At 55.6% G+C, this 24269-nt stretch carries 21 protein-coding genes, 2 tRNA genes, 3 rRNA genes and 1 other RNA gene; 3 read left to right on the top strand and 24 right to left on the bottom strand.

Features of this window, described 5'->3' with window-relative positions:
• The 5 genes from ftsL to rsmI all read right to left on the bottom strand — a co-directional run bounded on the left by ftsL (position 1) and on the right by rsmI (position 3402).
• Complete coding sequence (ftsL, locus tag MARHY_RS03765; RefSeq protein WP_014420629.1) at positions 1 to 405, bottom strand: cell division protein FtsL; 405 nt, start codon at positions 403 to 405, stop codon at positions 1 to 3.
• 25 nt (positions 406 to 430) lie between these two features.
• Complete coding sequence (gene rsmH, locus MARHY_RS03760; protein WP_014420628.1) at positions 431 to 1390, bottom strand: 16S rRNA (cytosine(1402)-N(4))-methyltransferase RsmH; 960 nt, start codon at positions 1388 to 1390, stop codon at positions 431 to 433.
• Positions 1387 to 1839, bottom strand: coding sequence for a division/cell wall cluster transcriptional repressor MraZ (mraZ, locus tag MARHY_RS03755; RefSeq protein ID WP_011785920.1), 453 nt, complete (start codon positions 1837 to 1839; stop codon positions 1387 to 1389). Before mraZ ends, rsmH begins: the two co-directional genes overlap by 4 nt.
• Positions 1840 to 2149: 310 nt before the next feature.
• Positions 2150 to 2500, bottom strand: an RNA gene (rnpB, locus tag MARHY_RS18430) — RNase P RNA component class A.
• Positions 2501 to 2538: 38 nt separating this feature from the next.
• The gene (rsmI, locus tag MARHY_RS03750) at positions 2539 to 3402 is read right to left on the bottom strand and encodes a 16S rRNA (cytidine(1402)-2'-O)-methyltransferase (RefSeq protein ID WP_041654578.1); all 864 of its coding nucleotides are present in this window, start codon (positions 3400 to 3402) and stop codon (positions 2539 to 2541) included.
• A gap of 144 nt (positions 3403 to 3546) precedes the next feature.
• Between rsmI and MARHY_RS03745 the strand changes: the two genes are divergently transcribed.
• From MARHY_RS03745 to MARHY_RS03735, 3 genes are read left to right on the top strand one after another with little or no spacing between them, the layout of a single operon-like run.
• Positions 3547 to 5400 carry a penicillin-binding protein activator gene (locus MARHY_RS03745; RefSeq protein ID WP_081496587.1) on the top strand — a complete coding sequence of 618 codons (1854 nt, stop codon included), beginning with the start codon at positions 3547 to 3549 and terminating at the stop codon, positions 5398 to 5400.
• A gap of 6 nt (positions 5401 to 5406) precedes the next feature.
• Positions 5407 to 5778: a YraN family protein gene (locus MARHY_RS03740; RefSeq protein ID WP_014420625.1), complete on the top strand. Its 372-nt coding sequence runs from the start codon at positions 5407 to 5409 to the stop codon at positions 5776 to 5778.
• 9 nt (positions 5779 to 5787) lie between these two features.
• Positions 5788 to 6378, top strand: a complete 591-nt coding sequence (locus tag MARHY_RS03735) for a D-sedoheptulose-7-phosphate isomerase (protein ID WP_011785924.1) — start codon at positions 5788 to 5790, stop codon at positions 6376 to 6378.
• A gap of 28 nt (positions 6379 to 6406) precedes the next feature.
• Here MARHY_RS03735 and MARHY_RS03730 read toward each other — a convergent pair whose 3' ends face one another.
• The 19 genes from MARHY_RS03730 to msrP all read right to left on the bottom strand — a co-directional run bounded on the left by MARHY_RS03730 (position 6407) and on the right by msrP (position 24191).
• Positions 6407 to 6811 carry a ClpXP protease specificity-enhancing factor gene (locus MARHY_RS03730; RefSeq protein WP_206769525.1) on the bottom strand — a complete coding sequence of 135 codons (405 nt, stop codon included), beginning with the start codon at positions 6809 to 6811 and terminating at the stop codon, positions 6407 to 6409.
• 57 nt (positions 6812 to 6868) lie between these two features.
• Positions 6869 to 7498, bottom strand: coding sequence for a glutathione S-transferase N-terminal domain-containing protein (locus tag MARHY_RS03725; RefSeq protein WP_011785926.1), 630 nt, complete (start codon positions 7496 to 7498; stop codon positions 6869 to 6871).
• A gap of 104 nt (positions 7499 to 7602) precedes the next feature.
• Complete coding sequence (locus tag MARHY_RS03720) at positions 7603 to 8358, bottom strand: cytochrome c1 (protein ID WP_014420623.1); 756 nt, start codon at positions 8356 to 8358, stop codon at positions 7603 to 7605.
• On the bottom strand, positions 8358 to 9590 hold the full coding sequence (locus MARHY_RS03715; protein WP_014420622.1) for a cytochrome b: 1233 nt from the start codon (positions 9588 to 9590) through the stop codon (positions 8358 to 8360). The genes MARHY_RS03720 and MARHY_RS03715 overlap by 1 nt, the downstream gene beginning before the upstream one ends.
• On the bottom strand, positions 9590 to 10183 hold the full coding sequence (petA, locus tag MARHY_RS03710) for a ubiquinol-cytochrome c reductase iron-sulfur subunit (protein WP_014420621.1): 594 nt from the start codon (positions 10181 to 10183) through the stop codon (positions 9590 to 9592). Before petA ends, MARHY_RS03715 begins: the two co-directional genes overlap by 1 nt.
• Before the next feature lie 238 nt (positions 10184 to 10421).
• A complete protein-coding gene (gene rpsI, locus MARHY_RS03705; RefSeq protein WP_011785930.1) occupies positions 10422 to 10814 on the bottom strand; it encodes a 30S ribosomal protein S9 in 393 nt (130 codons plus the stop codon).
• Between the two features lie 12 nt (positions 10815 to 10826).
• Complete coding sequence (rplM, locus tag MARHY_RS03700; protein ID WP_011785931.1) at positions 10827 to 11255, bottom strand: 50S ribosomal protein L13; 429 nt, start codon at positions 11253 to 11255, stop codon at positions 10827 to 10829.
• A gap of 202 nt (positions 11256 to 11457) precedes the next feature.
• Positions 11458 to 12249: a TatD family hydrolase gene (locus tag MARHY_RS03695; RefSeq protein WP_014420620.1), complete on the bottom strand. Its 792-nt coding sequence runs from the start codon at positions 12247 to 12249 to the stop codon at positions 11458 to 11460.
• A 23-nt stretch (positions 12250 to 12272) separates the two neighbouring features.
• A complete protein-coding gene (gene prfC / locus MARHY_RS03690; RefSeq protein WP_014420619.1) occupies positions 12273 to 13853 on the bottom strand; it encodes a peptide chain release factor 3 in 1581 nt (526 codons plus the stop codon).
• A 61-nt stretch (positions 13854 to 13914) separates the two neighbouring features.
• Complete coding sequence (rimI, locus tag MARHY_RS03685) at positions 13915 to 14397, bottom strand: ribosomal protein S18-alanine N-acetyltransferase (RefSeq protein WP_011785934.1); 483 nt, start codon at positions 14395 to 14397, stop codon at positions 13915 to 13917.
• Complete coding sequence (locus MARHY_RS03680) at positions 14394 to 15212, bottom strand: hypothetical protein (protein ID WP_226374394.1); 819 nt, start codon at positions 15210 to 15212, stop codon at positions 14394 to 14396. The genes rimI and MARHY_RS03680 overlap by 4 nt, the downstream gene beginning before the upstream one ends.
• A gap of 30 nt (positions 15213 to 15242) precedes the next feature.
• Positions 15243 to 16793 (bottom strand): 2-isopropylmalate synthase, encoded by a 1551-nt coding sequence (locus tag MARHY_RS03675; RefSeq protein WP_011785936.1) that lies wholly within the window; start codon positions 16791 to 16793, stop codon positions 15243 to 15245.
• 116 nt (positions 16794 to 16909) lie between these two features.
• Positions 16910 to 17024: ribosomal RNA gene (gene rrf / locus MARHY_RS03670) — 5S ribosomal RNA — on the bottom strand.
• Positions 17025 to 17107: 83 nt separating this feature from the next.
• Positions 17108 to 19999: ribosomal RNA gene (locus tag MARHY_RS03665) — 23S ribosomal RNA — on the bottom strand.
• Positions 20000 to 20302: 303 nt separating this feature from the next.
• A tRNA-Ala gene (locus tag MARHY_RS03660) sits at positions 20303 to 20378 on the bottom strand.
• A gap of 96 nt (positions 20379 to 20474) precedes the next feature.
• Positions 20475 to 20551: transfer RNA gene (locus MARHY_RS03655), tRNA-Ile, on the bottom strand.
• Between the two features lie 89 nt (positions 20552 to 20640).
• Positions 20641 to 22181 (bottom strand): 16S ribosomal RNA (locus tag MARHY_RS03650).
• The 16S, 23S and 5S rRNA genes sit together here with 2 tRNA genes alongside, the layout of an rRNA operon.
• A 418-nt stretch (positions 22182 to 22599) precedes the next feature.
• On the bottom strand, positions 22600 to 23217 hold the full coding sequence (gene msrQ, locus MARHY_RS03645; protein ID WP_014420616.1) for a protein-methionine-sulfoxide reductase heme-binding subunit MsrQ: 618 nt from the start codon (positions 23215 to 23217) through the stop codon (positions 22600 to 22602).
• Positions 23217 to 24191, bottom strand: coding sequence for a protein-methionine-sulfoxide reductase catalytic subunit MsrP (msrP, locus tag MARHY_RS03640; protein ID WP_041654574.1), 975 nt, complete (start codon positions 24189 to 24191; stop codon positions 23217 to 23219). The genes msrQ and msrP overlap by 1 nt, the downstream gene beginning before the upstream one ends.
• Positions 24192 to 24269: the final 78 nt, after the last annotated feature.

Here is a 24269-nt window from a genome sequence, read left to right as displayed (position 1 = left end):
TTAGTTCGCTGCCAGCGGTGACATCAAAGGCACGAGTACAATGTCCTGCCGCCCGGGCACCACCATGTTGAAGCGCTCAGCAGCGAGTTTCTCGACCCGCCCGTGAGCGCTCAAAGCACTCTGCTCCAGCAACAGTTGACTCCACTCACGCTGATAGGCATCGCGCTGCTCCTGCAGACCCGACAACGTATTGAACAGCTCGCGGTTCTCATGGGCACTGACCACCACCCCTATGGACGACAGCGTCAGTACCGCCACCAACACCAGAGTAACCAGAACCCGACTTTCCCGTGTTGCATCAAACACCTGACGGGACAAACGAACGGCTGTCGCAACACCCTCGCGAACCCGCTGTTTGTTTATCCTGTTGGTTTTTACTGGTTGCTCAATCGCTACCGCGCCCATGGCGTCGCGCTCCCCTGCGTTTCGATTAATTCGCTTTACGTTCAAGCACTCGCATGACCGCGCTGCGAGCCCTGACGTTTTCAGTAATTTCCTGCTCATTGGCCTTGCTGGCTTTACCAATCAGCTGGAACCCGGATTCTTCCTGCTCCGCCGTGACCGGTATCCCCTTCGGCAGCTTTGGCCCCCGCGCCAGATCACGCATAAAGCGCTTGACCAGACGATCCTCAAGAGAGTGAAAGCTGATCACCACCAGGCGCCCACCGGGAGCCAGGCGATCAACTGCCGCGGCCAGACCGGCTTCCAGGTCCTCGAGCTCCCGGTTGATAAAAATCCGGATAGCCTGAAAAGCCCTGGTGGCGGGGTGCTTGTGCTTCTCTTTCTTCGGCACGGCCTCCGCAACCAACTCCGCCAGCTGCCGCGTGGTTTCAATCGGCTGCTCCTGACGCCGCTCCACGACAAGACGAGCGATACGGCGAGAAAACCGCTCCTCGCCGTATCGCCAGATCACATCTGCGATTTCCCGCTCATCAGCCTCGGCCAGCCACTGGGCAGCACTCGGCTCCTGCTGCGGGTTCATTCGCATATCCAATGGACCATCCCGCATGAACGAAAAACCGCGGGAAGCATCATCCAGTTGTGGCGACGACACCCCCAGATCCATCAACACGCCATCAACCTGTGACCAACCCTGACGTTCAAGCGCAAGATCCAGTCCGGCAAACGAGCCGTGGTACCACTGAAACCGGGAATCCTCAGATGCCAGCTCTCTGGCGACGGCAATAGCTTCCGGATCCTTATCAATGCCCAGGAGCTGACCATCCTGACCGAGCTTGCCGAGAATCAGACGACTATGACCGCCCCGGCCAAACGTGGCGTCGACATAACGGCCGTTTTCATCTGTAACCAGATAGTCGACCGCTGCATCCAACAGTACCGAGCGATGCTGATAGCCTTCATTGGCCTGATCGTCCTGGCGTACGGTCATAGCGACAGCGCCTCCATTTCCGGTGGCATTTCCTCGTCGGCTGCGGAGGCATCAAGGTAAGCATTCCAGCTTTCCTCACTCCACAACTCATACTTCTTGCCAAGCCCGACCAACATCAGCCGTTTTTCAAGATTGGCGTGATTTCTGAGGGTCTGCGGTACCAGAATCCGGCCGGACGCATCCAGCTCCATGAGGGCAGCGTTACCCAGAATGAGGCGCTGCAGACGCTTGGCCGCCTTGTTCATGTTGGGCAGCGCCTCGATTTTCGGGCGCAGCACTTCCCATTCCGGCTCGGGGTAGAGCAACAAGCACTTCTCTTCATCGGCGTTGGCTGTCAATACAATACGGCCACCGCAAAGCTGCGCGAGCTCTTCACGCACCTTTGTCGGGATCGCCAGGCGACCCTTCGCGTCCATATTGATGGCATGACTGCCAAGAAAATTGCTCATTAACGTCTAGTCCGAGGCTTTCATTTCCACAAAATTCCACCAAAAACCACTTTTTCCCACTCCCGCACACTATAGAAACACGCAAATAACAATGCAAGCGCCGCGACAGGCACCACACACAGGAAAGTTCCTTTAACGACAAGAGGTTACAAAGCAGAAACGGAACGAAGCGTTAAAAAGACGTAAAGAAAAGGATAAAAAACAAATACCTGCAGACACCTTTAGACAGCCAACTTCAGGTTTAAGATTTTTTGGCTATAAAAGGTAACTTGTGAGAAGTATGTAGATCACATCCGAATAATCAGGAAAAGAGGCGAGCTCGCCGATAAGCCGGGTTCTGTCTTGGACAGTCATTCATCTAGGGTCTGCGTCACCACAGACCTCAAGCAACCTACCCGAATCCAGCGCGGGCCACGCCATTGGATTCCTATTTGGTCTTGCTCCAGGTGGGGTTTACCATCGCCGTGGACTGTTGCCAGCCACGCGGTGCGCTCTTACCGCACCATTTCAACCTTACCGGCGCCCGAAAGCGCTTAGGCGGTATACTTTCTGTTGCACTTTCCGTCGGCTCACGCCGCCCAGGCGTTACCTGGCACCTTGCCCTGCGGAGCCCGGACTTTCCTCCCCCGGATCAACCGGCGGCGACTGTCTGGCGAGCTCGGCGCTGACAATACCCGCGTGCGCGCAGGCATGCAAGACTTAATCACCCTTTAACTGCAGCGCTCGCTGATACAGTTCATTTTTTCCGATGCCGCTGACTTCCGCGACGATTTTCGCTGCCTTTTTGACCGGCATCTCTGCAACAAGCAGCTTTAACAGCTTATCGGCATCCAGATCGAGCGACGAACCGGCCACGACATCGTTACCTCGGACCATCACCACGAATTCGCCCCGACTGCCATGCGGGTCGACCTCCAACTCCGCCAACACTTCTTTAACCGTCCCACTGTAGAAAGTTTCAAAGGTTTTGGTCAGCTCCCGACCGAGGACACACTCCCGACCATCGCCAAACTCATCAACCAGATCCTGCATCAGGTCCAGAATTCGATGGGGGGATTCGTAGAACACCAGAGTGGCAGTCTGTTCACGCAATTCCACGAGCGCTGAACGTCTACCCGCCCGTTTAGCCGGCAAAAAACCTGCGAAAAGAAAACGATCCGTCGGTAAACCTGCCGCCGACAATGCCGCAACCAGCGCACACGGACCGGGGATAGGGGAAACCGGAAAGCCCGCCCTTCTGGCTTCACGTACCAGGATGTACCCGGGATCGGAGATCAACGGGGTGCCAGCATCGGAAACCAGCGCCACTTGCTGCCCTTCAGCAAGGGCAGAGAGGATTCTGCCAACGCGATCCCTCTCATTATGATCGTGTAGCGCTAGCAAAGGCTTGCTAAGGCCCAGGTGCTGTAACAAGCGCGAGCTGTGACGGGTATCCTCCGCAGCGACCAGATCCGCCGCAGCGAGCACCTGCCGGGCACGATCAGAAAGATCGGCCAGATTACCGATGGGCGTGGCAACAATTGAAAGCCGGCCACCGACAACGCTTGCTACAGAACTGGACATAATAAACTCCACTGAAATGAACCGCGGCGCCGCTATTTCCGGCCCATGACTGTCCCGTCATGTGAAATGCGCCGGGAGCTGGTAAACTTGCCAGCTAAAACGCGGCACCACAAGCCCAACGATTCAGAGAGTACCGAGCCCGCCATGACAAATCGCTTCCGTCACAGCCCAATTCTGGCCCTGATCACCCTCGTTCTGTTCTATCTGGGCGGCTGCGCCACCGTCAATCTCGATGAACATATGGCACAAAGCCCGGAGCAGGCACTGTCACTGGCCAGCGATGAACGTGATCCGGTGGTTGGCCAACGCTATCTATTAAGGGTGGCCAGCCGATTCCAGGATCAAGGCCGCCACGAAGATGCCCGAGTCATTCTCCAGGCCCCCGCTCTGGAAAATGCTCCGGAGGACATCGCCAGACAACGCTTACTATTGTCCATGGCCAGTGCCAGCGAGTTACAGGACGGCCAATGGGCTGAGCAGCTCGCCACAGATAGCACCCCAGAAAGCTTTCTTTCCTACCCCGCGGAGTTAATGTCCCGGGCAGCCATGCTGCAGGCCCGGACCTATGAGCTGGCCGGACAACCTTTGGACGGGGCACTGACGTTGATCCTGCTCAGCCAGACCGACTCCAGCACTTCCCCGCAGGAGGTGCATAATCGCATTTGGCAATTGCTCAAGCCCATCAACCGCTCAACCCTGCAATCCGCCTCCAACAACGCTCTCGGATTCGAGGTTCAAGGATGGCTTGAGCTCGCTCTGCGCCTTCGCACCAAGGGGGCCAGCCTGGATGATCAGGGGCGCCTGATCCGGCAATGGCAGAATAACTGGCCCGGACACCCCGCAGCACAGGTGCTCCCCATGGATCTCGCCCTGCTGGCTGAACTTGCGGCAAGCCGGCCGGAGAAACTGGCATTGGCGGTTCCGCTTCAAGGCGCCCTCGCCAGCGCCGGCAAAGCGATTCGCGACGGTTTCCTGGCCGCCTATTATCAGGATGAGACCACGGACCGCAGTAAAACCGATATTCGGGTCATCGACACCTCCACCGGCTCTTTTTCCGAGCTCTACGAGGAACTCTCCAATAGCGACATTGATTTGATTGTTGGCCCGCTGGACAAGGAAGCACTGTCCCAGCTAGCTAACATGAACACGCTGCCGATTCCGGCACTGGGCCTGAACTACCTTGGCCCGGATGCCCGTATCCCGGACGGCCTTTATCAGTTCGGGCTATCTGCCGAAGACGAGGCGCGACAGATCGCCGACAGACTCGATGCCGAGAACATCGAACAGGTTCTCGTACTGATTCCCCACGGCGAATGGGGAGACCGGGTTGAAGCCGCCCTGCGGGCGAGGATGGACCAGCTCGGGTTACGAGCGCTCGACATCGAACGCTTTTTCCCGGAAGACAACCTTCGCTCGGTGACAGCTGACCTGCTGGGCATTACCGACTCCCGCCAGCGCGCCATTCAGGTGGAGCGAACAATTGGCCTGAATGTGGAATTTGAACCCCGCCGCCGCCAGGATGCCGAGGGCATCGTGCTGGTTGCCGCACCCACGGTTGCCCGCCAGTTCAAGCCACTGTTCGCCTTCTATTATGGCGGCGATCTGCCGGTATACTCACCTTCCATCGTGTACGAGGGTACGCCGAATCCGGGCCGGGACAGGGATATTGACCGGGTCTTCTTTACGGACATCCCCTGGGTATTGGCCGAGACGAATAGCCTGCGGGAAGAATCGCGCCAGTATCTGAGTGGCACCACCGGGCAACTGGGGCGCCTTTTCGCCATGGGCGCCGACGCCTGGCAACTGAGCAAGCGCTTGCCGCTTCTACGCCAGGTTGAAGATGCCGCCATTGAAGGGCAAACCGGCATTCTGACCATGGATCCTGACGGCAGCATTCATCGCGAACAACGCTGGGCACAATTCCAGGGGGGAACACCCAAACTGCTTTCTCCGACGGTTCCCCGGGAAAGTGAACCCGCCCCGACTGCAAACAACTGATAACCGATGGCCAGGGAAGGCTCCAGAAAACTCGGACAGCATTACGAAGGTGTCGCCGCGCGGTATCTGGAAAGCAGAGGCATCCGGATTATTGAGCGGAACGTGCACAATCGTGGCGGCGAGATCGACCTTATTGGAATGGATGCCGAAGCACTGGTGTTCTTTGAAGTTCGCTTCCGCGCTGATGGTGCGCTGGTGGACCCGATAAGCTCGGTGTCCGCGGTGAAGCAGCAACGCCTGGTGCGTGCAGCCTCATTCTACCTGCACCGCCACGGGCTCTGGGACCGGGTCAGCCGGATCGATGTTATCGGCATCACACCAGGCCACTCCAGCAAGTACCGTATACAATGGATCAAAAACGCAATTCAGGCAGACTGACCAGAAACCATGACCGACACCGAACAGAGAATCAACCAGTGGTTCGCCAGCCATATGGAGCACACAGCACAGGCGGCAAGCACCGCTGGCCCCGCCATTGAGCAGGTAGCGCAGGCATTTGTTGACGCCCTGCTCCAGGATGGCAAGATCATTACCTGCGCCAATGGCAACGCCAACGTACTGGCCCAGTATTTCTGCACGGCATTATTGTCCCGCTTTGACCAGGACCGCCCCGCACTACCGGCAATCAACCTTGGGGCGGACGCCACCACTTATTCCGCTATCTGCCGTGACAATCGATTTAACGACACCTTCTCTCGTCAGGTCAGAGCCATTGGCAAGCCCGGCGACCTTCTGTTTGTGATCGTGGATGACGGCCACAAGGCAAACCTGATCCAGGCCATCCAGGCTGCCCACGACCGGGAAATGAGGATTGTGGTGCTGAGCGCCAGGGAAAAATCCGACATCACTTCCCTGATGCACCCTGAAGACCATGAAATCGCACTAAACGATTTGCCGCCAAGCGAGGCCACGCCCTTACTGCTGGTCATCATCAACGCCTTCTGCGACCTGATTGACCACAAGCTTTTTGGAGGCTAATAAAAAAGCCGGCATCGCCGGCTTTTTATTACTTGACCACTTTCAGGGTTGGCCTGCCATTCGGGCGGTCTTCCGCTCGCCGTGACGACTTGGGCTCACCTCCACCCTCCGGATCGGGAGAGCCAGGCTCACTGCCAAACACCATGCCCTCGCCGTTCTCCTTGGCATAGATGGCCATAACCGCTTGCAACGGTATGAAAACCTGCATCGGCACACCACCGAAACGAGCGCTGAATTCCAGCGCACCATTGCCAATCACCAGTCCGCGCACGGCGCCGGGGCTGATATTGAGCACAATCTGGCCGTTGGCAACGTGCTCAGTAGGCACCTGAACACCCTGAATGCCGGCATCCACCACGATATACGGGGTACAGTCGTTATCGAGGATCCATTCGTTCAACGCACGGACCAGATAGGGACGACTGGATGTCATGGCGATAGTCATGTCAGACACTGCTTAACTCCTACCCTGAAATACGGGCGCTGACAATCAGCTGCGAATATCTTCTTCCAGATCCGAAAGGCTTGCCTTGAAGCCTTCTCTGGCAAAGATGCTCTCCATGTACTTCTGCAAAGGCTTGGCCTGCTTTTCATTCAGCTCAATACCCAGAGCCGGCAAACGCCACAGGATCGGCGCAATACAACAGTCCACGATGGTGAACTCTTCCGACAGGAAGAACGGCATTTCGGCAAACAAAGGTGCCGTGGCCAGAAGGCTTTCCTTGAGTTCCTTGCGAGCGGCATCGCTGGCCTTGGCCCCCGGCTGCGCCAGGATCTGATCAACCAGTCCGCACCAGTCTTTCTGGATGCGGTGAATCATCAGGCGGCTGTTAGCCCGGGCAACGGGGTAAACCGGCAGCAGCGGCGGATGAGGAAAACGCTCATCCAGATACTCCATCATGATGTTGGGCTCGTACAGAACCAGGTCCCGATCTACCAGGGTTGGCAGGGCGTTGTACGGATTCATATCCGCCAGTTCCGCCGGCGGGTTGTCCGGATCCACATCCACGATATCAACAGTGACACCTTTCTCAGCCAGGACAATACGCACCCGGTGACTGTAGTGGCTTGCGGGATCCGAGAAAAAAGTCATTGATGACCGCTTGGTCACAACGCCCATATAGCTACCTCACGATTCTAAAAATCGAAACAATGCAAAACGCAAAAATCCAGCGAGCCTTAAAGACTCGCTGGAATCAAGGACACGGGATTATACCCTAAATCTTAGTGTACGTCTTTCCAGTACTCGCGGTTGAGCAGGTACGCGAAGACAAAGAAGATCGCCACAAAGATCAGCACGAAGATACCGAGACGCTCGCGCTCCACCTTGACCGGGTCGCCCATGTAGGACATGAAGTTGGTCAGATCCCACATGGCCTGATCAAACTCCGCACCGGACATCGAGCCCTCCGTTGCGTAATCCGGGCAAGCGTCTGCGTTATTGACGTTACCACTCAACGGCTCAACAGACGCCCCGACACCAATGTTCGGCTTCACGGCGCACAGACCCTGCATCTCGACCAGAATGTGAGGCATACCAACGTTATCGAACACCACGTTGTTTACGCCCAGTGGCCGGGAATCGTCCTTGTAGAAGCCCCGCAGGTATGAATATACCCAGGACTCACCACGCAGACGGGTTTCCAGCGTAAGATCGGGTGGCGGCGCACCGAACCAGCCGGCCGCCATATCCTTGTTCATGGAGTTCTTCATGAGCTCACCGATCTTGGCACCGGTAAAGATCAGGTTTTCCTCGTAAAGCTCGACAGGGATCTCCAGATCATCCGAAACACGCTTGTAGCGAGCATACTCCATGGAGTGACACCCCATGCAGTAGTTGGTAAACAAGGCAGCACCGCGCTGCAGCGACGCCTTGTCCGTATGATCCGGCTCCATATGATCAAGAGGAACCGCGGCACCAGCCGCCAGGCCAAGCGCTGGCAGGAGTGCGATGAAAAGACCAACAATCAGCTTTTTCATTATCCTGTCACCCTCTCTGGAACTGGCTTGGTGTTCTCCATGCGCGTGTAGAACGGCATCAGAATGAAGTAGAGGAAGTACAACACTGTCAGAATCTGAGCGACAGTCGTGCGACCTTCTGTTGCGGGAACCAGTCCAAGGTAGCCAAGGATTACGAAGCTCACCGCAAAGATTGCCAGGGCAATCTTGCTCAACCAGCCCTTGTAGCGGATTGAGCGGACAGGACTTCTGTCAAGCCACGGCAACACGAACAGAATCGCAATCGCACCACCCATGACCACAACACCCCAGAACTTCGCCGGCAGCCCCATAAAGTCTACCGTCACCGCCCGCAACATCGCGTAAAACGGCGTGAAGTACCAGACAGGCGCAATGTGCGCTGGTGTCTTCAGGGCGTTGGCCGGTTCAAAATTCGGCTTTTCCAGGAACAGACCGCCCATCTCCGGGAAGAAGAAGACAACGATGAAGAAGATGAAGAAAAACACACCAACGCCCAGCAGATCGTGAACGGTGTAATACGGGTGGAACGGAATACCGTCTTTCGGAATACCGTTTTCATCCTTGTTCTTCTTGATGTCGATGCCGTCGGGGTTGTTAGAACCCACTTCGTGCAGCGCCAGGATGTGAAGAACAACCAGACCCAGCAGAACGATTGGCAGAGCAACCACGTGCAGGGCAAAGAAACGGTTCAGCGTGATACCGGAGATCAGATAGTCACCGCGAATCCACAGAGACAGATCTTCACCGATGACCGGAATCGCACCAAACAGGTTAACGATTACCTGGGCACCCCAGTATGACATCTGGCCCCAGGGCAGCAGGTAGCCCATGAAGGCTTCTGCCATCAGCACCAGGTAGATCAGCATACCGAAAATCCAGATCAATTCCCGCGGCTTCTGGTAGGAACCGTACATGAGACCACGGAACATGTGCAGATACACCACAACGAAGAACGCAGATGCGCCGGTCGAGTGCAGGTATCGCAGCAGCCAACCCCACTCCACATCACGCATGATGTATTCCACCGAGGCAAACGCCCCCTCGGCAGACGGGTTGTAGCTCATAGTCAGCCAGATACCGGTCACTAGCTGGTTGACCAGCACCAGCATTGCCAGTGAACCGAAGAAATACCAGACGTTAAAGTTCTTCGGCGCGTAATACTTGGCCAGGTGCTTGTTCCAGGCCTCAACGATTGGCAGACGCTCGTCTACCCAGTTAATCAGCTTTTGCATCACGCGGCCTCCGGATCAAGACCAATGGTCATGGTCACATCATCGTCAAACCGGTACGGCGGAACCTCAAGGTTCAGCGGCGCGGGTTGAGCCTCATAAACCCGACCGGCCATGTCATAGCGGGAACCGTGACACGGGCAGAACAACCCACCAAGCCAGTTTTCACCCAGATCAGCCGGCGCAACCTCTGGCCGGTAGGAGGGCACGCAGCCCAGATGGGTACAGAGCCCCACATAGACACCGAACTCTGGCTTGATCGCTCGCAAGGGCCCCTGGATATACGAAGGCTGCTGAGGCGCCTCCGACATCGGGTCCTTCACTGCGTCATTGAGCTTCTCGATATTCGCCAGCATTTCTTCCGTTCTGCGGATAATCCAAACAGGCTTACCTCGCCACTCAACGGTGATTTGCTGACCCGGTTCGATTTTGCTGATATTGACGGTTACCGGTGCACCGGCCGCTTCCGCTTTCGCACTGGGGTTCCAGGACGCTACGAAAGGAACGGCTGCACCGACGACGCCGACACCACCTACCACGGACGTAGCACCGATCAGAAACCGGCGCCGGCCTTGGCTCACGTCGCCATTACTCATTATGGTTTTCTCCCATCAGGCGAGGCACAGACGCGGAAAAACCGGCACTGCGCTTCGAAAAGGACTTCACAACCCAAAAATATAAGCGCTGAAATGGTAATGAAATTACCCCCCGCTTACAAGCCGGAAAGGTCGGCAGGCGAGCCTATCCCTGCGCCAGATCAAAAATAATTCCGGAGTACAGATATAAAAAAACCCGGCCACAAGGCCGGGTTTTTCCAAATCGACTGAACGTCGATTAACGCTTGGAGTACTGCGGACGCTTACGCGCTTTGCGCAGACCCACTTTCTTACGCTCAACCTTACGGGCATCACGGGTTACGTAACCCGCTTTGCGCAGTGCCGGACGCAGAGTTTCGTCGTAGTCCATCAGCGCGCGAGTCAGACCGTGGCGAATGGCGCCAGCCTGGCCACTGATGCCGCCACCCTTTACGGTAATGGCGATATCGAAACGATCTTCGGATTCGGCAACCACCAGCGGCTGACGAACAATCATGCGCAGGGTTTCACGACCGAAGAAATCTTCGATAGTGCGACCGTTGATGGAGATGTTACCGCTACCCGGCTTGATAAAGACGCGAGCCGTGGATGATTTGCGGCGACCAGTACCGTAATTTTGTGCTACAGACATATTCGCCTTCCGTTAGATGTCGAGTTCTTTGGGCTGCTGGGCGGCATGAGCATGCTCAGCGCCTGCGTACACTTTCAGCTTCTTGAACATGGCGCGGCCAAGCGGGCCCTTCGGAAGCATGCCTTTTACGGCCTTCTGAATGACTTGCTCGGGAGCCTTGTCAACCAGCTTCTCGAAATTGATGGATTTGATTCCACCCGGAAAGCCGGTATGGCTGTAATACATTTTAGCCGATGCCTTTTTGCCGGTAACCTTCACCTGGCTGGCATTGATAACAATGATGTAGTCGCCAGTGTCCACGTGAGGGGTATACTCAGGCTTATGCTTGCCCCGCAGACGAAGGGCGATTTCGGTTGACAGACGACCCAGCGTCTTGCCGGCTGCGTCTACAACGTACCAGTCACGTTTTACTGTTTCTGGTTTCGCACTCAGAGTCTTCATTGATTCCGCCTTGAACGCTATATAAGAAACGTTAAAAACCACCACCGGTACATGCAAGGCATCCGGAGGAGGTTCATACCTGTATGTTGCGCTGCCATCATTCGGGGCTGAGATAATGACATCGCCTTGAAAAGCCAGGGCGCGAAGTATACTCGAACCCCTATCGAATGCCAACCCCGACCTATGCTGTTTCGTTAATCCCCTATGGTCCCGGCACCAGAGTTAGCGGATCTTTTCGGTAGAGCTTCGCGGTATTGGCCAACAGTATTTCAGCCAGCGACTCCCGGGGCTCACTCCGCAGATCTGCCAGGGCTTCAAAAATCTCCGGCAAGTGGATGGGCGAATTCTGCCCTTTCGCCACTCCGGCCGGCGCCATATCCGGCGCATCGGTTTCCAGAACCAGCGCATCCGCCGGTAACCGGGCAATGGTATCCCGGGTTTTCCGGGCCCGATCGTGGGTAATCACGCCACCCACGCCAATGTAACAACCCAGATCAACCAGCTTTTGCGCCTGCTTATAACTACCCGAGAAGCCGTGAACCAATGCGCGCCCGTTCCATCCGGCGCGTTTCAGACTACTGTGCACCAGATCATGGCTCTTGACGGAGTGAATCACCAGCGCCAGACCGAGCCGCTGGGCAATATCAATCTGGGCCTCGAACCAGGGTTCCTGCTCAGACAGATCGCCTTTGAGGGCGTCCAGACCACACTCTCCAAGGCCAACACAGGCTTGGGGCGCGGAAGACAGCAACCTTTGAAGCTCGGCCAGATCGTCAGCGCCGTGCTCCTGAATAAACCAGGGGTGAATACCCAGACAGTACCAGAGACCCTTCTCTGCATCTGCCATGCTCGCCACACGCTGCCAGTCCTGCCGCCGGACCCCCGGAATCACGACCGCGCAAACTCCAAGGCTGGCCGCCTGCGCCAACACCGTCTCCCGATGCCCGTCAAAAAACGGGAAATCAAAATGGCAATGGGCGTCTACCAACTGCATGGCGGCCTCCTCCCGGAAGCGAATCAGTGCTCCCGGGTCTTGTGGAACTGGATATCCGGATAACGCTCCTGAGCAAGATTCAGGTTCACCATGGTCGGCGCGATGTACGCAAGGCGATCTGCGCCATCCAGTGCGACGTTGTCCTGATTCTTACGCTGGAATTCGTCCAGTTTACGCTCATCGGAACAGGTTACCCAACGGGCAGTTGCCACGTTGATGGGCTCGTAAACCGCTTCCACCTTGTATTCACTTTTCAGGCGGGCGACAACTACATCAAACTGCAGCACACCCACCGCCCCGACGATCAGATCGTTGTTCTTCAGCGGACGGAAGACCTGAACTGCACCCTCCTCGGAAAGCTGGATCAGGCCCTTCTGTAATTGCTTGGCTTTCAGCGGATCTTTCAATCGAATGCGCCGGAACAGCTCAGGGGCGAAGTTCGGGATACCGGTAAACTTCATGTCCTCGCCCGCCGTAAAGGTATCACCCAACTGAATGGTGCCGTGGTTATGCAGGCCAATGATGTCACCGGCAAAAGCTTCTTCCGCATGCTCACGGTCACCAGCCATGAACGTGAGCGCATCGGAGAACCGAACATCTTTACCGATACGGACGTGCCGGGCCTTCATGCCTTGATTGTAACTACCTGACACGATCCTCAGGAAAGCGATACGGTCCCGGTGCTGTGGATCCATGTTTGCCTGAATCTTGAAGACAAAGCCGGAAAAGCCATCCTCGGTCGGGGTCACCTGGCGCACATCCGTGGCCCGGGGCTGAGGAGCCGGCGCCCAATCCACCAGACCATCAAGCATGTGATCAACACCGAAGTTGCCAAGCGCTGTTCCGAAAAACACCGGGGTCAGCTCACCAGCCAGGAAAGCCTCCTGGTCAAATTCGTGGGAAGCCCCTTTGACCAACTCGATCTCATCACGAAGATCGGAAGCGTAATTGCCGATGGCGTCATCCAGCTCCGGGTTGTCCAGACCTTTGACTACACGTTTTTCCTGAATGGTATGCCCCTGGCCTGACTGATAGAGAATCACTTCATCCCGCAGCAGGTGGTAAACACCCTTGAACCCCTTGCCCATACCAATGGGCCAGGTAATCGGCGCACAGGCAATCTTCAGTACGTCTTCCACTTCGTCCATCAACTCGATGGGGTCCCTGGTATCCCGGTCCAGCTTGTTCATAAAGGTAAGGATCGGGGTGTCACGCAGGCGGGTCACCTCCATCAGCTTGATAGTGCGCTCCTCGACCCCTTTGGCACTGTCAATCACCATCAGGCAGGAGTCGACGGCGGTCAGTGTCCGGTAGGTATCCTCGGAGAAGTCTTCGTGACCCGGTGTATCCAGCAGGTTGACCAGCTTTCCACCATAGGGAAATTGCATCACCGACGTGGTGACGGAAATACCCCGTTCTTTTTCCATCTCCATCCAGTCAGACTTGGCGTGCTGTCCGGATTTTTTGCCCTTGACGGTTCCCGCCTTCTGCAGGGCCTGGCCGAACAACAGCACCTTCTCTGTAATGGTGGTCTTACCGGCATCCGGGTGCGAGATGATCGCAAAGGTGCGGCGCTTGGCCACTTCCTGGGAAAGGTTAGGCATAAACTCTGGTGACCTGAATCGAGATGGATTAAAGCCGAGCATTATACGGCCTATACCGTCCTCAGGTGAACCGCAGCGCCATGACCAGGGCATCTTCCCGTGCAGCGCCATCGGGATAATAGCCGGCCCTTCTGCCAATTTCAGAGAAACCCTCGCTCAGATAGAGCTGGGTGGCGGCATCATTGCTAACCCGCACTTCCAGAATCAGTTGTTCCATACCATCCGACACCGCGACAGCGATCAGATGCCGTAGCAGCCAGCGCCCGACACCCTGACCACGCACACGAGGACTGACGCAGATATTCAGCAGATGGGCTTCGTCGACCATATAGGCCACAACCGCGTAGCCAATCAGCTCATCGCCACGCTCAGCGGCCCAGAGCCTGTAATTCGGCTTAAAACAGTCAAGAAAAGTCGATTTCGGCCACGGATGGGAGTGTCCCTGACACTCCAGCTCCATGACCGCCGCCAGGTCTGCCTCGACCAGAGGGCGTACCCGGACATCCTGGTTGTGCACATCGAGAAAAGGCTGTGATGCTTTCATCGGCCAGGTACGAGAACCCGAATCGATTGCCAGAGCAGTCGCTTCTGGGAGGGGTCTGATGCCAGTGATGCGAGCGTGCCGGAAAACGCAATCTCCGGCACCCGGCCCAGGCCACGCTCGATCAACCGTGCCTGAGTTTCGTCGCCAAGCCCCAGCGTTATTAGCGTTTCTGTCGGGGCGTCGCCAGCAAAAGCAGAGGCTATGACTGAGACAAGATCGCTTTCACTGTTGAGCGTCACTTTCAGGTTATTGAACAAGGGCCAGCGCACTACTCTGCATTGAGACACCCCGGTCTCTCCAATGCTTCGCAATATGTTACGAGCCAGATTTTCCTGCAAGGCAAAACTGGCGTCCTCTGCAATATGGCACAAGAGCATGACCCGGGAGCCTTTCCAGGCAGTCAGACACACCCGGTGCACTGGCTCCGGCTGTTGTACTTCTACTGGTTCCGAGGCCGGCAGGGAGGCCTCTGGCACCGTTTCTGGAGTTTCAGACCGGGGCTCGGTGGCAGGTGGAGCTTTCACTGGGTCCGCGGCCTTTTGCCCAGCGTTGTCCGCCTTCTGCCCGGATTCAGGCTTGTTGCCCATCAGGCTCTGGAGCTGAGCAATGCGCTCCCGCCCCTGGTCACCAGACAGCGGCTCAGATTTACGCCCAATCTGAGGCATCTCCGACGCGGGCTGGAATTGCGGCTCGTCCTCCACTCCGAAATCAAAGTCGGGGCTTGGCGCCGCACCAGGCAGACTCTCGCGGGCATACCACATCCGAATGCCCGCCGCCGCCAGATAGAACTGCCGCTCCGCCTCATTCCCTATCACGAATCCCTCCATGGCAATCCTTCGGGCGCTTTAAACATCAGCCACCTGGGGATGTTGGCGAATACCGCCACTGGAAATCAGGTTCAGAGCTTCAATGTAGGCCTTCGCCGACGCAATAATGATGTCGGTATCCGATCCAACGCCGTTCACAATACGGCCGCCCCGCTCAAGACGAACGGTGACTTCCCCCTGGGCATCAGTGCCGCTGGTAATATTGTTGACCGAATACAGCTGCAGGTTACACCCGGAATCCACCAGAGATTCAATGGCCTTGAAAGTTGCGTCTACAGGACCGCTGCCCTCAGCCTCTACCGTGTGTTCCTTACCGTCCACGGTCATGGTCAGATGCGCCTTGGGCACAACGCCGGTTTCAGAACAGACCTGCATGCAGACCAGACCGAAGCGGCCTTCTTCTTCCTTTTGCTTGGTATCGCTGGCAATCGCCTGCAGATCCTCATCAAAAATCTCATGCTTGAGGTCGGCCAGTGCCTTGAAGCGGGTGAAGGCCTCATTCAACTCCCCTTCGGTTTCAAACTGGATACCAAGCTCCAGTAGTCTCGTACGGAAGGCATTGCGGCCGGAATGCTTACCTAAAACCAGGCTATTGGTATGCCAGCCTACGTCCTGTGCCCGCATGATCTCGTAGGTTTCACGATGCTTGAGCACGCCATCCTGATGGATGCCGGACTCATGGGCAAAGGCATTAGCACCGACGATCGCCTTGTTGGGTTGAACAGGAAACCCGGTAATGGTGGACACCAGACGTGATGCCGGGACGATATGCTGGGTGTCTATGCGGGTATCAATATTGAAGAGATCCTGGCGGGTACGAACCGCCATGACTATTTCTTCCAGCGCTGCGTTACCTGCCCGTTCGCCCAGACCATTGATAGTACATTCGACCTGACGGGCACCGTGGGTAACCGCAGCCAGCGAGTTGGCTACCGCAAGCCCCAGGTCGTTATGGCAATGGACTGAAAAAACAGCCTTGTCGGCATTCGGGATACGGTTCAGTAACTGACGGATGGTCTCACCAAACTGTTCAGGAATGGCATAGCCCACGGTATCAGGGATGTTGATGGTACGGGCGCCGGCATCGATAGCGGCTTCAATGATGCGACAAAGAAAATCCAGCTCTGACCGCCCGGCGTCTTCACAGGAGAACTCGACGTCATCAACGTGGCTACGCGCCCGCTTGACAGCGCGCACGGCTTGCTCGACCACCTCATCTGGCTCCATCTGAAGTTTATGCTTCATATGGATGGGCGAGGTGGCAATAAAGGTATGGATACGGGAGCGCTCGGCAGGGCGGATCGCTTCAGCGGCCCTGTCGATATCCTTGTCCAACGCACGAGCCAGACTGCAGACAGTGGATTCTTTGATGTTCTCGGCAATAGCCTTGACTGCATCAAAGTCGCCCTGGCTGGCAATGGCAAACCCCGCCTCGATAACGTCTACGCGAAGCTTCTCGAGCGCCTTGGCAATGCGGAGTTTTTCCGCCTTGTTCATGGTGGCGCCCGGACTTTGCTCGCCATCACGCAGAGTGGTATCAAAAATGACCAGGTGTTCACTAGCGGCCATTGCTGGGCTCCCATCAGAAACGTTGCTTTGATTTTCGGTGAAGTATATCACTTCTCCGGAACCAGAAATAAAAAACCCCCGGCAGCTTCGCTGTCGGGGGTTTTTAGGCATTAGGCGCCTGACGATGACCTACTCTCACATGGGCAACGCCACACTACCATCGGCGCAGGTCTGTTTCACTTCTGAGTTCGGGATGGGATCAGGTGGTTCCAGACCGCTATGGTCGTCAGGCAAAACGGTTGATCACTGGGGGACGAGAAGGAACTGAGTGATGTGGATTTCGTTGCGTCATCCGCAATTGTCTTGGGTGTTATATAGTCAAGCCGCACGAGCAATTAGTATCGGTTAGCTCAACGCCTCGCAGCGCTTACACACCCGACCTATCAACGTCCTGGTCTTGAACGGCTCTTCAGGAGGCTCGAGGCCTCGGGGAGATCTCATCTTGGAAGGGGCTTCCCGCTTAGATGCTTTCAGCGGTTATCCTGTCCGAACATAGCTACCGGGCAATGCCACTGGCGTGACAACCCGAACACCAGAGGTTCGTCCACTCCGGTCCTCTCGTACTAGGAGCAGCTTTCCTCAAATCTCCAACGTCCACGGCAGATAGGGACCGAACTGTCTCACGACGTTCTAAACCCAGCTCGCGTACCACTTTAAATGGCGAACAGCCATACCCTTGGGACCGGCTTCAGCCCCAGGATGTGATGAGCCGACATCGAGGTGCCAAACACCGCCGTCGATGTGAACTCTTGGGCGGTATCAGCCTGTTATCCCCGGAGTACCTTTTATCCGTTGAGCGATGGCCCTTCCATACAGAACCACCGGATCACTATGACCTACTTTCGTACCTGCTCGACGTGTCTGTCTCGCAGTCAAGCGGGCTTGTGCCATTACACTAACCGCACGATGTCCGACCGTGCTTAGCCCACCTTTGTGCTCCTCCGTTACGCTTTGGGAGGAGACCGCCCCAGTCAAACTACCCACCACACAGTGTCCTCAACCCCGATAAGGGGCCAGAGTTAGAACCTCAAACATGCCAGGCTGGTATTTCAAGGTTGGCTCCACCGGAACTGGCGTCCCGGTTTCAAAGCCTCCCAGCTATCCTACACAAGCATGCTCAAAGTTCACTGTGAAGCTATAGTAAAGGTTCACGGGGTCTTTCCGTCTAGCCGCGGATACACCGCATCTTCACGGCGATTTCAATTTCACTGAGTCTCGGGTAGAGACAGCGCCCCCATCGTTACGCCATTCGTGCAGGTCGGAACTTACCCGACAAGGAATTTCGCTACCTTAGGACCGTTATAGTTACGGCCGCCGTTTACCGGGGCTTCGATCAAGAGCTTCGCACGAATGCTAACCCCATCAATTAACCTTCCGGCACCGGGCAGGCGTCACACCCTATACGTCCACTTTCGTGTTTGCAGAGTGCTGTGTTTTTAATAAACAGTCGCAGGGGCCTGGTATCTTCGACCGGCTTCCGCTCCACCCGCAGGGGCTTCACGTACACACCGGCGTGCCTTCTCCCGAAGTTACGGCACCATTTTGCCTAGTTCCTTTACCCGAGTTCTCTCAAGCGCCTTGGTATTCTCTACCTGACCACCTGTGTCGGTTTGGGGTACGGTCTCGAATAGCCTGAAGCTTAGAAGATTTTCCTGGAAGCAGGGCATCAATGACTTCGCGCCCTTGGGCACTCGTCGTCGCGTCTCGGGATTGTGGACCCGGATTTGCCTAAGTCCACTCCCTACATGCTTAAACCGGGGCAACCGTCGCCCGGCTCACCTAGCCTTCTCCGTCTCTCCATCGCAGCTATCCAAGGTACGGGAATATTAACCCGTTTCCCATCGACTACACCTTTCGGTCTCGCCTTAGGGGCCGACTCACCCTGCGCCGATTAGCGTTGCGCAGGAACCCTTGGTCTTCCGGCGTGCGGGTTTTTCACCCGCATTGTCGTTACTCATGTCAGCATTCGCACTTCTGATACCTCCAGCATGCTTCTCAACACACCTTCGCAGGCTTACAGAACGCTCCCCTACCCCGCATACAAAGTATGCAGCCGCAGCTTCGGTGACCAGTTTGAGCCCCGTTACATCTTCCGCGCAGGCCGACTCGACTAGTGAGCTATTACGCTTTCTTTAAAGGGTGGCTGCTTCTAAGCCAACCTCCTAGCTGTCTGAGCCTTCCCACATCGTTTCCCACTTAACTGGTACTTTGGGACCTTAGCTGGCGGTCTGGGTTGTTTCCCTCTTCACGACGGACGTTAGCACCCGCCGTGTGTCTCCCGGATAGTACTCACAGGTATTCGGAGTTTGCATGGGGTTGGTAAGTCGAGATGACCCCCTAGCCCAAACAGTGCTCTACCCCCTGTGGTATTCGTCCGAGGCGCTACCTAAATAGCTTTCGGGGAGAACCAGCTATCTCCGGGCTTGATTAGCCTTTCACTCCGATCCACAAGTCATCCCCTGGCTTTTCAACGACAGTGGGTTCGGTCCTCCAGTGCCTGTTACGGCACCTTCAACCTGCTCATGGATAGATCGCCCGGTTTCGGGTCTATGCCCAGCGACTAATTCGCCCTATTCAGACTCGGTTTCCCTACGGCTCCCCTAAACGGTTAACCTCGCCACTGAACATAAGTCGCTGACCCATTATACAAAAGGTACGCCGTCACAGAACAAGTCTGCTCCGACTGCTTGTACGCATACGGTTTCAGGGTCTATTTCACTCCCCTCACAGGGGTTCTTTTCGCCTTTCCCTCACGGTACTGGTTCACTATCGGTCAGTCAGGAGTATTTAGCCTTGGAGGATGGTCCCCCCATGTTCAGTCAACGTTTCTCGTGCGCCGACCTACTCGATTTCACTGAACTCAGGTTTCGGATACGGGGCTATCACCCACTATGGCGGCACTTTCCAGAGCCTTCTCCTACCAGTTGTTCAGCTTAAGGGCTGGTCCCCGTTCGCTCGCCGCTACTTAGGGAATCTCGGTTGATTTCTTTTCCTCAGGGTACTTAGATGTTTCAGTTCCCCTGGTTCGCCTCTTACACCTATGGATTCAGTGTAAGATACCAACCCGAAGGTTGGTGGGTTTCCCCATTCAGAGATGTCCGGATCACAGCTCGTTTGCCAGCTCCCCGAACCTTATCGCAGGCTTCCACGTCTTTCATCGCCTCTGACTGCCAAGGCATCCACCGTATGCGCTTAGTTGCTTGACTATATAACCCCAAGACAACTGATCACGAAGTCACACTCATCACCAGGCAAGCCTGATTCCGAGGTATCTTCGAGACAGTCACTTGAAGCAATAGAACAACCACTTCAACGACAACACCGGATAACGCTTGAAATCGCTATCACTTTGAACATTTTCTCTCGGAGATAATGAGAGAAAAATATTCGTGTTCTATCTCGTCCAATTTGTTAAAGAGCAAATCTGACCCAGTGATCAGAAAGGAAGGCTTCATCGATATGAAACATTCGTTTCTGTACACTGCTAACCGAAGTTAGTCAGTAAAGTTTGGTGGAGCTAGGCAGGATCGAACTGCCGACCTCCTGCGTGCAAGGCAGGCGCTCTCCCAGCTGAGCTATAGCCCCAAGAAGCTATCTACAAGAATTGATCAGATCTAGGCGTCGAAGTGCGCCGCATAGCCTGCTATGCAAGTACTTCGACAACGACGAGCTGAACAATTCTGGTGGGTCTGGGTGGACTTGAACCACCGACCTCACCCTTATCAGGGGTGCGCTCTAACCACCTGAGCTACAGACCCAAAACACGGGCCTGCAACGACCCATCTGCTCTCTTTATTAGCCAACCAAGTAATTCGTGTGGACTCTGACCGAAGCATTCGGCTTCGTTTAAGGAGGTGATCCAGCCGCAGGTTCCCCTACGGCTACCTTGTTACGACTTCACCCCAGTCATGAACCACACCGTGGTAATCGTCCTCCCGAAGGTTAGACTAACTACTTCTGGTGCAATCCACTCCCATGGTGTGACGGGCGGTGTGTACAAGGCCCGGGAACGTATTCACCGCGACATTCTGATTCGCGATTACTAGCGATTCCGACTTCACGGAGTCGAGTTGCAGACTCCGATCCGGACTACGACGCGTTTTAAGGGATTGGCTCACTCTCGCGAGTTGGCAGCCCTCTGTACGCGCCATTGTAGCACGTGTGTAGCCCTGGCCGTAAGGGCCATGATGACCTGACGTCATCCCCACCTTCCTCCGGTTTGTCACCGGCAGTCTCCCTGGAGTTCTCAGCATTACCTGCTAGCAACCAGGGATAGGGGTTGCGCTCGTTACGGGACTTAACCCAACATCTCACGACACGAGCTGACGACGGCCATGCAGCACCTGTCTCAGAGTTCCCGAAGGCACCAATCCATCTCTGGAAAGTTCTCTGGATGTCAAGGCCAGGTAAGGTTCTTCGCGTTGCGTCGAATTAAACCACATGCTCCACCGCTTGTGCGGGCCCCCGTCAATTCATTTGAGTTTTAACCTTGCGGCCGTACTCCCCAGGCGGTCAACTTAGTGCGTTAGCTGCGCCACTAAGACTTCAAGAGTCCCAACGGCTAGTTGACATCGTTTACGGCGTGGACTACCAGGGTATCTAATCCTGTTTGCTCCCCACGCTTTCGCACCTCAGTGTCAGTGTTGGTCCAGGTAGCCGCCTTCGCCACTGGTGTTCCTTCCTATATCTACGCATTTCACCGCTACACAGGAAATTCCACTACCCTCTACCACACTCTAGTCTGACAGTTCGAAATGCCGTTCCCAGGTTAAGCCCGGGGCTTTCACATCTCGCTTACCAAACCACCTACGCGCGCTTTACGCCCAGTAATTCCGATTAACGCTTGCACCCTCCGTATTACCGCGGCTGCTGGCACGGAGTTAGCCGGTGCTTCTTCTGTAGGTAACGTCAAGCCTCATGGGTATTAGCCATAAGGTTTTCCTCCCTACTGAAAGTGCTTTACAACCCGAAAGCCTTCTTCACACACGCGGCATGGCTGGATCAGGGTTGCCCCCATTGTCCAATATTCCCCACTGCTGCCTCCCGTAGGAGTTCGGGCCGTGTCTCAGTCCCGATGTGGCTGATCATCCTCTCAGACCAGCTACGGATCGTCGCCTTGGTAGGCCTTTACCCCACCAACTAGCTAATCCGACTTAGGCTCATCCAATAGCGCAAGGTCCGAAGATCCCCTGCTTTCTCCCGTAGGACGTATGCGGTATTAATCCGGGTTTCCCCGGGCTATCCCCCACTACTGGGCAGATTCCTAAGCATTACTCACCCGTCCGCCGCTCGTCAGCGGGAAGCAAGCTTCCCCTGTTACCGCTCGACTTGCATGTGTTAAGCCTGCCGCCAGCGTTCAATCTGAGCCATGATCAAACTCTTCAGTTTAAATCATACAAGAACCCGAAAGTTCTTAATTCTTGCTCAAGACAAAACTCAATTTCGACGAGTCACTGTCCTGATATTTCGTGTCCGAAATACCTCGGCCAGCGCCCACACGAATTACTTGGTTAACTTTTTAAAGAGCGTTTGAGCTGTTGCTCAATCAAGGCCGCGTATTCTACATCGTTCCGCTGCCCTGTCAACCACTTTTTTCGAAGAATTTTTGAAGCAAATTTTCGAACACTTTCAAGTAGTTGCATCCCTCGTGAACCGGCGTTGTCTGCCGTGTCCCTCAGAAGTGGTGCGCATTCTACAGCCCTCAGGAAAACTGTCAACGCCCATTTTCAATTTATTTTACCGGGCTTCGGTTTCCACCTACGCCAGCGATCAAATACCCACCAAAACGCTCAGACGTTGATCAAAATCACGCTCTTCTCAGAGGAATGAGCGTGGAAAAACCTGACCAGTACACGCGAGCGCCCAATAAAACAGCCAGCACCAGGCCATAGATCATCATTTCGGTCACGTCGCTGCGCGCCTGCCACAGAAAATGAACCCAGGCCAGGAGTGCCGAGCTGTAGATAAGACGATGTAATGGTTTCCAGCCGCGCCCCATCCTTTTCATCATGCCCCTGGTCGAGGTCGCCGCCAGCGGCGCCATTAACAGGAACGCCAAGCCACCCGCGATGATATAGGGGCGCTTGGTAAAGGCTGCCCATAAATCAAACCATCCAAGAATGAACTGGAGGAAGGCGAGCACATGCAAAGCCGCGTAGAAAAAAGCATATAACCCCACCATCCTGCGAAAGCGGAGCCAACCAGCCCAACCTGTGATTTTTCGCAATGGTGAGATCAACAGGGTTATCAGCAGAAACTGGAACGCCGCGATACCCAGTGCTTCCGTAATGGTCTGGCCTGGATCAGGCCCCAGATTACCGTTCTGGATGTCCCACCCGATCAACGCGAGCGGAATCAGGCAGATCAGAAAAACCAGAACTTTAACCGGAGCATAGGGAAATTGACGAGAAGCCTTGGATGCCATCAATAATACCTGGACAAATCCATGCCCTTATATAAATGGGCGACCTGTTCACCATAGCCGTTAAACTCCACCGTCTCGATCCAGTTCGGGCTCAACAAACCAGAGGGCAGGCGACGCTCACGCTTCTGACTCCATCGCGGATGATCCACTTCCGGATTCACGTTGGCATAAAAGCCATACTCTTCAGGCGCGATCATCTCCCAGCTGGTCTTGGGTCGCTGCTCCATGAAGCGGATACGGACGATCGACTTGATGCTCTTGAAGCCATATTTCCATGGCACAACCAGGCGGATCGGCGCACCATTCTGGTTTGGCAAGGTCTTGCCGTACAAACCAATGGCCAGAAACGACAACTCGTTCATGGCCTCGTCCATCCGGAGCCCCTCCCGGTAGGGCCAGTCAATCACGCTGAACATGGAGCGCTGCCCACGCATCTGGTCCGGATCATGAAGCGTTTCGAAGTAGACGTATTTAGCTTTTGATGTCGGCTGCAGACTGGCGAGCACTTCGGCCAACGGCACACCGACCCACGGAATCACCATCGACCAGGCTTCCACGCAACGCAACCGGTAAATACGCTCCTGATACTGATGAGGCTTCAACAGATCTTCCAGCGCATAGGTGCCTGTCTTTGCACATTCACCTTCGACAGACACAGACCAGGGGTCGACCGACATGGCATCGGCATAGCGCGCAGGATCGCCCTTATCTGTGCCAAATTCATAGAAATTGTTGTAGGAAGTAATCGCGGGGTAAGGCGCTTTCTTTTCGTCGGTAGAAAACGCCGGCATGGCCTTATATTGCAGGGAGTCGCCAGGAATTCCGCCCTCCTCCGCCCTGAGCAGGCCCGGCATGGTCAGCGCCGCAGCGGATGCCATCGTCCAGGCCATGAATTTCCGCCGGTTCAGGTAGACGGATTCAGGCGTCACTTCAGATTCTGACAGAGCCCACGACGGGCGGCGCTTGATAAGCATCGGGAATCTCCAATTCATTACTTGAGGTAACTGACCGGAGGTTCCCGAGAAAATTCCCGGCCGATTCACTCGGCCGAG

The organism is Marinobacter nauticus ATCC 49840, from assembly GCF_000284615.1.
Taxonomy (GTDB): domain Bacteria; phylum Pseudomonadota; class Gammaproteobacteria; order Pseudomonadales; family Oleiphilaceae; genus Marinobacter; species Marinobacter nauticus.
The sequence above is the reverse complement of the archived record's forward strand: the minus strand, read 5'-3'. Positions and strand labels throughout refer to the sequence as shown.